Source organism: Escherichia sp. F1 (assembly GCF_046764225.1).
GTDB classification, from domain to species: domain Bacteria; phylum Pseudomonadota; class Gammaproteobacteria; order Enterobacterales; family Enterobacteriaceae; genus Escherichia; species Escherichia coli.
Map to the genome: position 1 here is coordinate 1070901 of NZ_CP177202.1, position 14131 is coordinate 1085031.

Consider the following 14131-nt stretch of genomic DNA (forward strand, 5'->3'; position numbering starts at 1 on the left):
GATAATGAAAGTTTGTGGCACAGGTCATGTTCGGGTATACTGCTTTCCCGTCCTGGTTATTCCATCGTCTTTTCAACCTAACTTCTCAGGTTCAGCATGACAACGAACTATATTTTTGTGACCGGCGGGGTCGTATCCTCTCTGGGTAAAGGCATTGCCGCAGCCTCCCTCGCAGCCATTCTTGAAGCCCGTGGCCTCAATGTGACCATCATGAAACTGGATCCGTACATCAACGTCGATCCAGGTACTATGAGCCCAATCCAACACGGGGAAGTGTTCGTTACTGAAGACGGCGCTGAAACCGACCTGGACCTGGGGCACTACGAGCGTTTCATTCGTACCAAAATGAGCCGCCGCAACAACTTCACCACGGGTCGTATCTACTCTGACGTTCTGCGTAAAGAACGCCGCGGTGACTACCTCGGCGCAACCGTACAGGTTATTCCGCACATCACTAACGCTATCAAAGAGCGCGTGCTGGAAGGCGGCGAAGGTCATGACGTGGTACTGGTCGAAATCGGCGGTACAGTAGGTGATATCGAATCCCTGCCGTTCCTCGAAGCGATTCGCCAGATGGCTGTTGAAATTGGCCGTGAGCACACCCTGTTTATGCACCTGACGCTGGTGCCGTACATGGCAGCGTCTGGTGAAGTCAAAACCAAACCGACTCAGCACTCTGTAAAAGAGCTGCTCTCCATCGGTATCCAGCCTGACATCCTGATTTGTCGTTCAGATCGCGCCGTTCCGGCGAACGAACGTGCGAAGATTGCATTGTTCTGTAATGTTCCGGAAAAAGCGGTTATTTCTCTGAAAGACGTCGATTCCATCTATAAAATTCCGGGCCTGTTGAAATCGCAGGGGCTGGACGATTATATTTGTAAACGATTCAGCTTAAACTGCCCGGAAGCGAATCTGTCCGAATGGGAACAGGTTATCTTCGAAGAAGCGAATCCGGTAAGTGAAGTCACCATTGGTATGGTCGGCAAGTACATAGAACTGCCGGACGCTTACAAATCCGTGATCGAAGCACTGAAACACGGTGGGCTGAAGAATCGTGTCAGCGTCAACATCAAACTGATCGATTCACAAGATGTTGAAACGCGCGGCGTTGAAATCCTTAAAGGTCTGGACGCAATCCTCGTACCTGGCGGTTTCGGCTATCGTGGCGTAGAAGGCATGATTACGACCGCGCGTTTTGCGCGTGAGAACAATATTCCTTATCTGGGCATTTGCCTGGGTATGCAGGTGGCGTTAATTGATTACGCTCGCCATGTTGCCAACATGGAGAACGCCAACTCTACGGAATTTGTGCCAGACTGTAAGTACCCGGTTGTGGCGCTGATTACCGAGTGGCGCGATGAAAACGGCAACGTTGAAGTTCGTAGCGAGAAGAGCGATCTCGGCGGTACCATGCGTCTCGGCGCACAGCAGTGCCAGTTGGTTGACGATAGCCTGGTTCGCCAGCTGTACAATGCGCCGACAATTGTTGAGCGTCATCGTCACCGTTACGAAGTCAACAACATGCTGTTGAAACAGATTGAAGATGCAGGTCTGCGCGTTGCGGGCCGTTCCGGGGATGATCAGTTGGTCGAGATCATCGAAGTTCCGAATCACCCGTGGTTCGTGGCTTGCCAGTTCCATCCGGAGTTTACTTCTACTCCACGTGATGGTCACCCGCTGTTTGCAGGCTTTGTGAAAGCCGCCAGCGAGTTCCAGAAACGTCAGGCGAAGTAAGTAAAAAAGTTAGAACGGCAACGCGTACCCTGGGTACGCGTTGTTTGTCTGGAGTTTCAGTTTAACTAGTGACTTGAGGAAAACCTAATGTCCAAAATCGTAAAAATCATCGGTCGTGAAATCATCGACTCCCGTGGTAACCCGACTGTTGAAGCCGAAGTACATCTGGAGGGTGGTTTCGTCGGTATGGCAGCTGCTCCGTCAGGTGCTTCTACTGGTTCCCGTGAAGCTCTGGAACTGCGCGATGGCGACAAATCCCGTTTCCTGGGTAAAGGCGTAACCAAAGCTGTTGCTGCGGTAAACGGCCCGATCGCTCAGGCACTGATTGGCAAAGATGCCAAAGATCAGGCTGGCATTGACAAGATCATGATCGACCTGGACGGCACCGAAAACAAATCCAAATTCGGCGCGAACGCAATCCTGGCTGTATCTCTGGCTAACGCCAAAGCTGCTGCTGCCGCTAAAGGCATGCCGCTGTACGAGCACATCGCTGAACTGAACGGTACTCCGGGCAAATACTCTATGCCGGTTCCGATGATGAACATCATCAACGGTGGTGAGCACGCTGACAACAACGTTGATATCCAGGAATTCATGATTCAGCCGGTTGGCGCGAAAACTGTGAAAGAAGCCATCCGCATGGGTTCTGAAGTTTTCCATCACCTGGCAAAAGTTCTGAAAGCGAAAGGCATGAACACTGCTGTTGGTGACGAAGGTGGCTATGCGCCGAACCTGGGTTCCAACGCTGAAGCTCTGGCTGTTATCGCTGAAGCTGTTAAAGCTGCTGGTTATGAACTGGGCAAAGACATCACTCTGGCGATGGACTGCGCAGCTTCTGAATTCTACAAAGATGGTAAATACGTTCTGGCTGGCGAAGGCAACAAAGCGTTCACCTCTGAAGAATTCACTCACTTCCTGGAAGAACTGACCAAACAGTACCCGATCGTTTCTATCGAAGACGGTCTGGACGAATCTGACTGGGACGGTTTCGCATACCAGACCAAAGTTCTGGGCGACAAAATCCAGCTGGTTGGTGACGACCTGTTCGTAACCAACACCAAGATCCTGAAAGAAGGTATCGAAAAAGGTATCGCTAACTCCATCCTGATCAAATTCAACCAGATCGGTTCTCTGACCGAAACTCTGGCTGCAATCAAGATGGCGAAAGACGCTGGCTACACTGCAGTAATCTCTCACCGTTCTGGCGAAACTGAAGATGCTACCATCGCTGACCTGGCTGTTGGTACTGCTGCAGGCCAGATCAAAACTGGTTCTATGAGCCGTTCTGACCGTGTTGCTAAATACAACCAGCTGATTCGTATCGAAGAAGCTCTGGGCGAAAAAGCACCGTACAACGGTCGTAAAGAGATCAAAGGCCAGGCGTAAGTCTGACTTTATCTGATTTAAAAATGCCAGCCTTCGGGCTGGCATTTTTTATGGTTGAGTTACCAGCGACCGGACGCGCCGCCACCGCCAGAAGAACCGCCCCCGCCGCTAAATCCGCCGCCACTTGAGCCGCCACCGGAACCGCTGTTGTCTGAATGATAACTTCTACCAGATGCTTTTTTCTGAAGTACACATAAACAGGTAAAGACCATAATGGTGGTGAAAGTAAAAAAGAAGAAAAATACAGCAATGGAAAAAGTTTTATCGGAGAACAGGAATACATCTAAAAGATAGATTGCTGAAATACAGACACTGCTTTTACATGCGCGACAAAAATTACTGCCTTGATGAAAAAACCAGAAAGGGAAGAACATCACTGCAAATACCCAAAAAATAGCAAAGTAATAATGATCACTGGAAGACGCTGATTCAATTTCTGAAGGATTAGCCGGATATTGGTGTTGTGAAGTGAGTTGGTTATTCAAAGCGTTTATAGCTAGCTCTAATCCCTGAGCTAATTTTTGTTGTTTAAATGCGGGTATCATGTTGCTACGGATGATATCTCCAACCAGAGCATCGGTTACCTTTTCTTCCAGCCCATAACCTACCTGGATGCGGACAGTACGATCCGACCAGGCAACAATGATCAGTATCCCATCATTACGTTTGGCATCTCCTAAACGCCAATTGTCAAAAACCCGTGTAGCATATTTTTCAATTGTCTCGTCTTTGGTTGTGGGAACAATTAATACAGCAATTTGCACTTGGGTATTATTGAAAATAGATTCTAACTTGTACGTCAGTTCTTTCTTTTCTTGTGAGTTTAAGCTACTCGTAAGATCCGTAACTTGTTGCTGTAATGATGGGACAATAGTTGGTTGGGCTGCAACAAAGGAACACACGAATGTGAACATTAGTATGAAATAGCGCATTATAAATTTCTCATTAAATCTGGATAAATAAATTGACGACGGCATCGGTAATTTGAGATTCGTTATAATTAAAAACGAATACAGAAAAAATAAATATAAATTTGGTGAATGTTTTTGACATGATTAAATCCATTTTCTTTATTTTCTTCTGACATAATACGTTACTCCCTTTAATTATTAACGATATGTTTCGCATTTTTCTTGAAACCTGCCTGTAACAGAATGTTAATAAGACATGATTGTTGTGGCAGGATCTGCAATAATTAACAATTATCCACTTCACAGAGAATGCTATGCAGTACCCGATTAACGAGATGTTCCAGACCCTGCAAGGTGAGGGTTACTTTACCGGCGTCCCCGCCATTTTTATTCGTTTACAGGGATGTCCGGTTGGCTGTGCCTGGTGCGACACCAAACACACCTGGGAAAAGCTTGAGGATCGGGAAGTCTCCCTTTTCAGCATTCTGGCGAAGACCAAAGAGAGTGATAAGTGGGGGGCGGCGAGCAGTGAAGATTTGCTGGCTGTCATTGGCCGTCAGGGATACACCGCGCGTCACGTGGTGATTACGGGTGGTGAGCCTTGCATTCATGACTTGATGCCACTAACTGACCTGCTCGAAAAGAACGGTTTCAGTTGCCAGATAGAAACCAGCGGTACTCATGAAGTGCGTTGTACGCCGAATACCTGGGTCACCGTGTCGCCAAAGCTAAATATGCGTGGTGGTTATGAAGTATTGTCGCAAGCCCTGGAGCGAGCTAACGAAATCAAACACCCAGTTGGACGCGTACGTGATATCGAAGCACTGGATGAATTGCTTGCGACGCTGACCGATGATAAACCGCGAGTCATTGCACTGCAGCCGATTAGCCAAAAGGATGATGCCACACGTTTGTGCATTGAAACTTGCATTGCGCGTAACTGGCGTTTGTCGATGCAAACACATAAATATTTAAATATTGCCTGATTACACATTTATATACGTTATAAATGGGTGGAACCTGTAAAGACTTCCACTCATTTATATTTTTTGTCGCCTCTGAAAACTCATCCATTTTGCCCATTCCGGACTAATCATTGTCATTATCTACAAGTTCTGTGGCGTTAATTTTTCTCTGGGGTGAAAATTATTACGTCGGAGTTTGGTAGATTTTAGTTTGTATAGAGTTATTTTAAATATTTACCTTTTCAATCAATGGATTAAGTGCTCTTTAACATAATAGATGTGTTGTTTGTGTGATACTGTAAAGTTGGTAGATTGTGACTGGCTTAAAAAATCATTAATTAATAATAGGTTATGTTTAGAGAGTTCCCCGCGCGAGCGGGGATAAACCGAAAACCCTAAAAATGATTTGCTGGATTCAGTTGAGTTCCCCGCGCGAGCGGGGATAAACCGGCAAAAAATACGATCTCGCCGGTGTTTTCAGTGAGTTACCCGCGCCAGCGGGGATAAACCGTATAACCCGCCGTCTATTTCTCGTGTTATTTCGAGTTCCCCGCGTCAGCGGGGATAACCATTCAGGTACGTTCATGCCGGGCAGTTTCCCGCCCGGCCTTCCTCACTTACGCATTCGACCAGCTCTGGATCGAATCCGCATTCCCCAATTCCCCATGCATCACTTCATACGATTTTTTCAGGATTACATCAGTATGTTTGGTTAACTCCTTGAAAATGCCTTTATTCATCGCGTCGTAGCGTTTGGCATTGTTCTCAACAGGCATAAAGATATCTTTCACGCGAACCATTTTGTCGACAGCCGTTGCGTAATCCGGGTATAGCCCCAGACCTACCGCCGTATTAATCGCTGCCCCCAGGCTTGCACAACCATTAATGGCGTTACGGCGTGCCGGAAGGTTGAACACGTCGGCAAAAATCTGCATAAACAGATCGCTGTTCGAACCGCCGCCAGTAATGATCACATGCTTTGCAAAGTGATTCATTTCATTACACATATTGTCGTAATTGTTCTTCAGCGTCAGCGCCACGCTTTCCAGTATCGAACGATATATCCATGCGTAATCCATGCTGGAATCAAAACCGATCATAATCCCGCGTTTGTACGGTTCCCACGGATTGGTCAGCCAGTCCAGCACCGTCATCAGACCATTACAGCCAGGCGGCACACAAGAAGCTTTTTTGTTGAGCAAATCTTCCGGTGAAAGATCCTGTGCTTTGGCATCCTGAATTAACGACTCGCCTAGCATGTCGCGTAGCCAGCTCACCGTCCACATGCCTTTGCGAATACCGTAACCTTCATACAGCAATGTTTGCGGAATAGAAGACATAATCGGCCAGTACGCTACCGGATCTTTCGGCAGTGCTTTGCCGTTCATCATCAACGCGATGTAAGTGCCAAGAGAAATTACCGCAGTTTCATCATCCAGTAACCCGGCTCCCAGTGCTTCTACCGGTTTATCACTGGTGGTACAAACAACCGGCAGCCCAGCTGGGAAATGTGTCGCCAGCGCGGCTTGAGGAGTGATATGCCCAAGAACAGTGCCCGGCATTTGCACATCAAACAGCATATGACGGGGGATATTAAACTTCTCCATGACTGCGGCATCTTCACTCCATGCCCAGGTCTTATAATCCACCGGCCACTGACCAAAATAGTTGGCGATATTGTCTTTAAACTCGCCGGTTAAGCGATGCGTCAGATAACCTGAAAAAGAGGTGACATATGCCACGTCAGGATTCGTATGTTCGTAAGGGCGTGTAACGCGTGCATCCTGCCAGCTAATCAACGGCGCAGCTGGCGTGCCATCGGCTTTCAATAACGCACGGCAGCAACGGATGGATCCCAGACCAATACCGACAATATCTTCTTTATTCCCGGCAAACTGACTCATCAAATCGTGACCGGCAAAACATAATGATGCCCATAAATCGTCGTCAGGATGTTCTGCGGTATCGGCATCTGGCGTGTGCATCGGCTGCAATAAGCCTTTGCCTTCGCAAACCACATTACCTTCCAGATCATACATCACCACTTTTGTGCTCTGACTTCCGCCATCAATCCCTATGATGTATTTTTTCGACATGATTTTTCTCCTGTAATTTTCTGGACTTACTTGCTGCTAGCCATAGCAGGGGCGCTATCAGCAGTACGAATTTTTTGGAACAGCAAAAAGGTAAAGACGATCACCATGGCAAGCGCCGCCATGCCCATCAGCCACATATTGCGGTAGGCTTCTGCAGCGGGCAGGGTGTCTTGCCAGTAGCCGATAATCGGGTAAACGAAGACATCCGGCAGGAATCCAATCACCGAACAAATACCTACCGTGGTGCCCATAATGTAAGACGGTGTTCTCGCTTCGCCAGGGCAGGCCCAGTACAGCCCGCGTGAGGCGTAACAGGTGAATCCCAGCAGTAAAATCAGGCCAATCCCCATCGCGACCGATTGCGGGTTAGAGTTCGTGACGAGCAGGGCTGTTAACGCCAGCAAGCCGAGTACGGAAAGGATTTGGATCACGCGGGTAGGGGATTTCACTTTGCTGTAGGTGGTGATAATGCCACCAAGTGGGCCGCACAGTGCGCGGAAGATTTTGTTGATCACAATCCCCATGTAGCTCGCCGCCACCAGCGACATGCCGTACATTTCGGTCAGATAGTTGGTGGAGTAACTCAGAATGGCGTAGATGGTGAAGACACCAAAAATCACCATGCTGCAATACCAGGTGGTGCTGATGCGCAAAACAGCCAGGATGTCGCTAAGCTGGAATGACTGTTTTTCTTCGTTATTGGTATTGCGCAGGTTGTTGTTATCGCTAACAAAAAACCAACACAAAATGTCCAGCAGAATGTAAACCACACTATAGATAATAATGACCGTTTTCAGGCTGGCGCTGTCATCCGGTGCAAAGCGAGAAAAGACCCACATGGTAAACACCGCCAGCGACATTACACCGACGCCGCGCAGCCCTTCCATCCAGCCCATAATTTTCCCTTGCTCGCTATGATCGCCCAGCAACGAGGCGGCTTTAATCGACACCGACCACAGCATTAAAATCGTCGTTATCGCAAAGGCGACCTGAATACAGAGCATTACCCACAGCGGTGGATATGTTGCCATTAACAGACCCAGTAATCCGGTAATGATCATCGCGGAAGTAATCATTTTGCGGTGTGAAAATTTATCGGCAATAACGCCGCTGGGGGCATAAAGAATAATAGCCGCAATACCAAAGGTACTCATTATTAAACCTATCTCGGTATTGCTGAATCCCATAAATTTCGCCATGGGAATTTGATAAATATAACGTAAATAAGCCAGGTCGAAACTAACGCCGCCGCTAAAACTAATTATCGCGAGGGTTATCCAACGGCGATATGAGTTGTGTTGCATATCGTATTCCCATTTGTAATAGACAAAAAAAAGAGAAAAGTAAGCCGCCCTTTCAGGTGGATTACTTTTCTCAGGTCTCTAGTAATTGCAATAAGAAATAACATGGAAAGCAGTGGTGTTGTGTGAGAGTAATCACGCTTCTGCTTTTTAAAATTATTTGACAATTCGAATATCACACTGTGATTACGATCACATTAGCGATTATGCCCTTATGATAAAAATTATCTCCAGTTACCAGAGATAATGAGAAAGGTAACTTCCCTCTCGCGGGGGAAGTTACCTTTCTTTTTTTTTGCCTTACGGAAATTGGAGCTAACTATGTCAATCGAATCTCTCAATGCGTTCTCAATGGATTTTTTCTCCCTGAAAGGTAAAACCGCAATTGTTACCGGCGGGAATAGCGGTTTAGGCCAGGCATTTGCCATGGCGCTGGCCAAAGCAGGCGCAAATATCTTTATTCCAAGCTTCGTTAAAGATAACGGCGAAACAAAGGAAATGATTGAAAAACAGGGTGTTGAGGTGGACTTCATGCAGGTGGATATCACCGCAGAAGGCGCGCCGCAGAAGATAATCGCCGCCTGTTGCGAACGTTTCGGTACCGTCGATATTCTGATTAACAATGCCGGTATTTGTAAGCTGAATAAGGTGCTGGACTTCGGTCGTGCCGACTGGGACCCGATGATTGATGTGAACCTGACCGCCGCATTCGAGTTAAGCTATGAAGCTGCAAAAATTATGATCCCGCAGAAAAGCGGTAAAATCATTAATATCTGTTCATTATTCTCTTACTTAGGTGGACAATGGTCACCTGCATATTCTGCCACTAAACATGCTCTTGCCGGGTTCACCAAAGCTTATTGTGATGAACTAGGTCAATATAATATTCAGGTAAATGGTATTGCCCCTGGCTATTATGCAACAGATATTACGCTGGCGACACGCAGTAATCCAGAAACTAATCAGCGCGTTCTTGATCATATTCCGGCAAACCGTTGGGGCGATACTCAGGATTTAATGGGCGCAGCCGTATTCCTCGCAAGTCCGGCATCGAATTATGTCAACGGACATTTATTAGTGGTTGATGGCGGTTATTTAGTGCGCTAATCCATAACGGTGGTTTCTGTTTTCTCTTATTAATGATTATTCCATTTTTATTATCAGGAAGGAATTACTATGTCTTTATCTCGCGCAGCGATTGTCGACCAGCTAAAGGAAATTGTTGGTGCAGATCGCGTAATTACCGATGAAACAGTATTAAAGAAAAACAGTATTGACCGTTTTCGTAAATTTCCGGATATTCATGGTATTTATACTTTGCCGATTCCGGCAGCGGTCGTAAAACTCGGTTCCACAGAACAAGTCTCCCGTGTGCTGAATTTTATGAATGCGCACAAAATTAACGGTGTGCCACGTACCGGTGCTTCCGCCACCGAAGGTGGGCTGGAAACCGTTGTGGAAAACTCGGTGGTGCTCGACGGCTCTGCCATGAATCAAATCATTAATATTGATATTGAGAATATGCAGGCCACGACGCAATGTGGCGTTCCGCTGGAGGTGCTGGAAAACGCGTTGCGTGAAAAAGGTTACACCACGGGGCATTCTCCGCAGTCAAAGCCGCTGGCACAGATGGGCGGCCTGGTAGCAACCCGCAGTATCGGGCAGTTCTCCACACTCTACGGCGCAATCGAAGATATGGTCGTTGGTCTGGAAGCAGTACTGGCAGATGGCACCGTAACACGCATTAAAAACGTACCACGCCGCGCGGCAGGCCCGGACATTCGTCACATCATCATCGGCAACGAAGGTGCATTGTGCTATATCACTGAAGTAACTGTGAAAATCTTTAAGTTCACCCCGGAAAACAACCTCTTCTACGGCTATATCCTGGAAGACATGAAAACCGGCTTCAACATCCTGCGTGAAATCATGGTGGAAGGGTATCGTCCGTCGATCGCTCGTTTGTATGACGCTGAAGATGGCACCCAACACTTCACCCATTTTGCCGATGGTAAATGTGTGCTGATCTTTATGGCTGAAGGTAACCCTCGCATTGCGAAGGCGACAGGCGAAGGGATTGCGGAAATCGTGGCACGTTACCCGCAATGCCAGCGAGTGGACAGCAAGCTGATCGAAACCTGGTTTAACAACCTGAACTGGGGGCCGGATAAAGTGGCCGCTGAACGTGTGCAGATCCTCAAAACCGGCAACATGGGCTTTACCACCGAAGTGTCCGGCTGCTGGAGCTGCATCCACGAAATCTACGAAAGCGTTATTAACCGTATTCGTACCGAGTTCCCGCACGCCGACGACATCACCATGCTGGGCGGTCACTCCTCTCACAGCTACCAGAACGGTACCAACATGTACTTCGTTTACGACTACAACGTTGTTGACTGTAAGCCGGAAGAGGAAATCGACAAGTACCACAATCCGCTCAACAAAATCATCTGCGAAGAAACCATTCGCCTCGGCGGTTCGATGGTGCACCACCACGGTATTGGTAAACATCGCGTTCACTGGAGCAAACTGGAACACGGCAGCGCGTGGACGTTGCTGGAAGGTTTGAAAAAACAGTTCGATCCTAACGGCATTATGAATACGGGTACTATCTATCCGATTGAAAAATAATGTGTGAGGCAGCGTTCCGCTATGAGGGGCGTTGCCTTTTCGGCTTCTCAGGCGAGAAGCCGTTCTTATTACCGGACAATGAAGGGGTAAAGATGAACACTTCACCGGTGCGAATGGATGATTTACCGCTTAACCGTTTTCACTGTCGAATTGCTGCGCTCACTTTCGGCGCGCACCTGACCGACGGTTATGTTCTCGGCGTCATTGGTTACGCCATTATTCAGCTCACACCCGCCATGCAACTGACGCCGTTTATGGCGGGAATGATTGGCGGCTCGGCGCTACTTGGCCTGTTTATCGGTAGCCTGGTTTTGGGGTGGATCTCCGACCATATTGGTCGGCAAAAAATCTTCACCTTCAGCTTTTTGCTGATTACGCTCGCTTCGTTCTTACAATTTTTTGCCACCACGCCAGAGCATCTTATTGGACTGCGCATTTTGATCGGCATTGGTCTGGGAGGCGATTACTCAGTAGGCCACACCTTGCTGGCTGAATTTTCCCCGCGCCGCCATCGCGGTATTTTGCTGGGCGCATTCAGTGTGGTGTGGACGGTGGGCTATGTGCTGGCAAGTATTGCCGGACATCACTTTATTAGCGAAAGCCCGGAGGCCTGGCGCTGGCTGCTGGCATCAGCGGCGTTACCAGCCTTGCTGATTACGCTGCTACGTTGGGGCACGCCGGAATCGCCACGCTGGCTACTGCGCCAGGGGCGTTTTGCTGAAGCTCACGCTATCGTGCATCGCTACTTTGGTCCCCATGTTTTACTGGGCGATGAAGTGGCAACGGCGACCCATAAACACATCAAAACCTTGTTCTCTTCGCGCTACTGGCGGCGCACGGCGTTTAACAGTGTCTTCTTTGTCTGCCTCGTAATCCCATGGTTTGTGATTTATACCTGGCTGCCAACTATCGCCCAGACTATTGGTCTGGAAGATGCGTTGACCGCTAGCCTGATGCTTAATGCGTTGTTAATTGTGGGTGCGCTGCTGGGATTAGTTCTGACGCACCTGCTGGCACATCGCAAATTTTTGCTGGGAAGTTTTTTGCTGCTGGCGGCAACGCTGGTAGTGATGGCTTGTTTGCCTTCCGGCAGTTCATTAACGCTGCTGCTTTTTGTTCTCTTCAGCACCACCATTTCGGCAGTCAGTAATCTGGTGGGCATTTTGCCTGCGGAAAGTTTTCCTACTGACATTCGCTCGCTGGGCGTCGGTTTTGCCACCGCCATGAGTCGGTTGGGGGCGGCGGTAAGTACTGGCCTGCTGCCGTGGGTGCTGGCGCAGTGGGGAATGCAAGTCACCTTAATGCTCCTGGCGGCAGTGTTGTTGGTTGGTTTTGTTGTGACCTGGCTATGGGCACCAGAAACCAAAGCACTCCCGCTGGTGGCGGCGGGAAATGTAGGAGGTGCGAATGAACATTCTGTTAGCGTTTAAAGCCGAACCGGATGCCGGAATGCTGGCGGAAAAAGAGTGGCAGGCGGCGGCTCAGGGTAATAGCGGACCGGATGTTTCGCTTCTGCGAAGTTTACTCGGTGCTGATGAACAGGCTGCCGCCGCGCTGCTGTTGACGCAGAGAAAAAACGGTACGTCGATGTCTTTAACCGCGTTGAGCATGGGGGATGAACGGGCGTTGCACTGGCTGCGCTATCTCATGGCGCTTGGGTTTGAGGAAGCTGTATTGCTGGAGACGGCGGCAGATCTGCGCTTTGCGCCGGAATTTGTCGCTCGCCATATTGCCGAATGGCAGCGTCAGAATCCGCTGGATCTGATAATTACTGGCTGCCAAAGCAGCGAAGGGCAGAATGGGCAAACGCCATTTTTGCTGGCGGAAATGCTGGGCTGGCCCTGCTTCACCCAGGTGGAGCGTTTTACTCTCGACGCGCCGTTTATCACCCTCGAACAGCGTACTGAAAACGGGCTGCGCTGTTGCCGGGTTCGCTTGCCTGCGGTGATTGCCGTGCGTCAGTGCGGTGAAGTGGCCTTGCCAGTACCGGGAATGCGCCAGCGTATGGCGGCGGGGAAAGCAGAAATTATCCGTAAAACTGTTGCTGCCGAATCGCCAGCGATGCAGTGTCTGCAACTGGCAAGAGCAGAGCAACAACGCGGAGCGACGCTGATTGATGGGCAAACGGTAGCAGAAAAAGCGCAAAAGCTATGGCAGGACTATTTACGCCAAAGGATGCAGCCATGAATATCGCAATTGTGACAATAAATCAGGAGAATGCCGCAATAGCGAGCTGGCTGGCAGAACAGGATTTCAGCGGTTGTACCCTGGCACACTGGCAGATTGAACCTCAGCCCGTAGTGGCGGAACAGGTGCTGGATGCGCTGGTGGAACAGTGGCAGCGAACGCCAGCGGACGTTGTTCTCTTTCCGCCGGGAACGTTTGGCGATGAACTGTCGACCCGGCTGGCCTGGCGTTTACATGGTGCAAGCATCTGCCAGGTGACTTCGTTAGATATTCCAACTGTAAGCATGCGCAAATCCCACTGGGGAAATGCGCTAACGGCGACGCTGCAAACAGAAAAACGCCCGCTATGCCTTTCCCTTGCCCGCCAGGCGGGAGCACTGAAAAACGCCACGTTGCCCTCTGGTATGCAGCAACTGAACATTGTCCCCGGCGCGCTTCCCGACTGGCTGGTTAGCACAGAGGATCTGAAAAATGTTACCCGTGACCCATTAGCTGAGGCCAGACGGGTGCTGGTGGTGGGGCAGGGCGGAGAGGCAGATAACCAGGAAATCGCTATGCTGGCAGAAAAGCTGGGAGCCGAAGTGGGCTACAGTCGGGCGCGAGTGATGAACGGTGGCGTTGATGCTGAAAAAGTGATTGGTATTTCCGGACATCTGCTGGCACCTGAGGTGTGTATTGTTGTTGGCGCTTCCGGCGCAGCAGCGTTAATGGCGGGCGTACGCAATAGCAAGTTTGTGGTGGCGATTAATCATGACGCCAGCGCAGCGGTATTTTCACAGGCAGATGTTGGCGTGGTTGATGACTGGAAAGCGGTGCTGGAGGCACTGGTGACAAACATTCACGCAGATTGCCAATAACGTGCTGCCGGATGATCCTGCCTACGGTTCTGGCCTGGGGACTTGTAAGCCTGATAAGACGCG

The 14131-nt window shown here is 49.3% G+C and carries 11 protein-coding genes and 1 pseudogene; 8 read left to right on the top strand and 4 right to left on the bottom strand.

Going from position 1 to position 14131, the window contains the following annotated elements:
- Positions 1–96 precede the first annotated feature (96 nt).
- Entirely contained in the window at positions 97–1734 is a 1638-nt protein-coding gene (gene pyrG / locus ACK8NJ_RS05090) for a glutamine hydrolyzing CTP synthase (protein ID WP_000210878.1), read from the top strand.
- Positions 1735–1821: 87 nt separating this feature from the next.
- Positions 1822–3120, top strand: a complete 1299-nt coding sequence (gene eno / locus ACK8NJ_RS05095; protein ID WP_000036723.1) for a phosphopyruvate hydratase — start codon at positions 1822–1824, stop codon at positions 3118–3120.
- 59 nt (positions 3121–3179) lie between these two features.
- Here eno and ACK8NJ_RS05100 read toward each other — a convergent pair whose 3' ends face one another.
- Both ACK8NJ_RS05100 and ACK8NJ_RS05105 read right to left on the bottom strand, forming a co-directional pair.
- The gene (locus tag ACK8NJ_RS05100; RefSeq protein ID WP_411962191.1) at positions 3180–4052 is read right to left on the bottom strand and encodes a TPM domain-containing protein; all 873 of its coding nucleotides are present in this window, start codon (positions 4050–4052) and stop codon (positions 3180–3182) included.
- Between the two features lie 13 nt (positions 4053–4065).
- Positions 4066–4207: pseudogene (locus ACK8NJ_RS05105) on the bottom strand (hypothetical protein).
- Between the two features lie 138 nt (positions 4208–4345).
- Here ACK8NJ_RS05105 and queE point away from each other — a divergent pair.
- Complete coding sequence (gene queE, locus ACK8NJ_RS05110; protein WP_001199976.1) at positions 4346–5017, top strand: 7-carboxy-7-deazaguanine synthase QueE; 672 nt, start codon at positions 4346–4348, stop codon at positions 5015–5017.
- A 596-nt stretch (positions 5018–5613) separates the two neighbouring features.
- On the opposite strand, the gene ACK8NJ_RS05115 is transcribed toward queE, so the two are convergent.
- Together ACK8NJ_RS05115 and ACK8NJ_RS05120 are read right to left on the bottom strand one after the other, a co-directional pair.
- The gene (locus tag ACK8NJ_RS05115) at positions 5614–7092 is read right to left on the bottom strand and encodes an FGGY-family carbohydrate kinase (protein WP_001600407.1); all 1479 of its coding nucleotides are present in this window, start codon (positions 7090–7092) and stop codon (positions 5614–5616) included.
- A gap of 26 nt (positions 7093–7118) precedes the next feature.
- On the bottom strand, positions 7119–8396 hold the full coding sequence (locus ACK8NJ_RS05120; protein WP_411962192.1) for an MFS transporter: 1278 nt from the start codon (positions 8394–8396) through the stop codon (positions 7119–7121).
- 318 nt (positions 8397–8714) lie between these two features.
- Between ACK8NJ_RS05120 and ACK8NJ_RS05125 the strand changes: the two genes are divergently transcribed.
- The 5 genes from ACK8NJ_RS05125 to ACK8NJ_RS05145 all read left to right on the top strand — a co-directional run bounded on the left by ACK8NJ_RS05125 (position 8715) and on the right by ACK8NJ_RS05145 (position 14068).
- Complete coding sequence (locus tag ACK8NJ_RS05125; protein WP_000021318.1) at positions 8715–9500, top strand: SDR family oxidoreductase; 786 nt, start codon at positions 8715–8717, stop codon at positions 9498–9500.
- A gap of 69 nt (positions 9501–9569) precedes the next feature.
- Positions 9570–11024 (top strand): FAD-binding oxidoreductase, encoded by a 1455-nt coding sequence (locus ACK8NJ_RS05130; protein WP_411962193.1) that lies wholly within the window; start codon positions 9570–9572, stop codon positions 11022–11024.
- Positions 11025–11116: 92 nt separating this feature from the next.
- Positions 11117–12454: an MFS transporter gene (locus ACK8NJ_RS05135; RefSeq protein WP_001098096.1), complete on the top strand. Its 1338-nt coding sequence runs from the start codon at positions 11117–11119 to the stop codon at positions 12452–12454.
- A complete protein-coding gene (locus ACK8NJ_RS05140; RefSeq protein ID WP_001559717.1) occupies positions 12432–13211 on the top strand; it encodes an electron transfer flavoprotein subunit beta/FixA family protein in 780 nt (259 codons plus the stop codon). The genes ACK8NJ_RS05135 and ACK8NJ_RS05140 overlap by 23 nt, the downstream gene beginning before the upstream one ends.
- Positions 13208–14068, top strand: a complete 861-nt coding sequence (locus ACK8NJ_RS05145; protein WP_001590590.1) for an electron transfer flavoprotein subunit alpha/FixB family protein — start codon at positions 13208–13210, stop codon at positions 14066–14068. Before ACK8NJ_RS05140 ends, ACK8NJ_RS05145 begins: the two co-directional genes overlap by 4 nt.
- The last annotated feature ends 63 nt before the right edge of the window (positions 14069–14131 follow it).

Excerpts from the sequence above, each read along its gene's own strand:
- ACK8NJ_RS05130 (WP_411962193.1), top strand. The coding sequence starts at position 9,570 with ATGTCTTTATCTCGCGCAGCGATTGTCGACCAGCTAAAGGAAATTGTT.
- ACK8NJ_RS05125 (WP_000021318.1), top strand. The coding sequence starts at position 8,715 with ATGTCAATCGAATCTCTCAATGCGTTCTCAATGGATTTTTTCTCCCTG.
- ACK8NJ_RS05140 (WP_001559717.1), top strand. The coding sequence starts at position 12,432 with ATGAACATTCTGTTAGCGTTTAAAGCCGAACCGGATGCCGGAATGCTG.
- ACK8NJ_RS05115 (WP_001600407.1), bottom strand. The coding sequence starts at position 7,092 with ATGTCGAAAAAATACATCATAGGGATTGATGGCGGAAGTCAGAGCACA.
- ACK8NJ_RS05120 (WP_411962192.1), bottom strand. The coding sequence starts at position 8,396 with ATGCAACACAACTCATATCGCCGTTGGATAACCCTCGCGATAATTAGT.
- ACK8NJ_RS05135 (WP_001098096.1), top strand. The coding sequence starts at position 11,117 with ATGAACACTTCACCGGTGCGAATGGATGATTTACCGCTTAACCGTTTT.
- ACK8NJ_RS05145 (WP_001590590.1), top strand. The coding sequence starts at position 13,208 with ATGAATATCGCAATTGTGACAATAAATCAGGAGAATGCCGCAATAGCG.
- queE (WP_001199976.1), top strand. The coding sequence starts at position 4,346 with ATGCAGTACCCGATTAACGAGATGTTCCAGACCCTGCAAGGTGAGGGT.
- ACK8NJ_RS05100 (WP_411962191.1), bottom strand. The coding sequence starts at position 4,052 with ATGCGCTATTTCATACTAATGTTCACATTCGTGTGTTCCTTTGTTGCA.
- pyrG (WP_000210878.1), top strand. The coding sequence starts at position 97 with ATGACAACGAACTATATTTTTGTGACCGGCGGGGTCGTATCCTCTCTG.
- eno (WP_000036723.1), top strand. The coding sequence starts at position 1,822 with ATGTCCAAAATCGTAAAAATCATCGGTCGTGAAATCATCGACTCCCGT.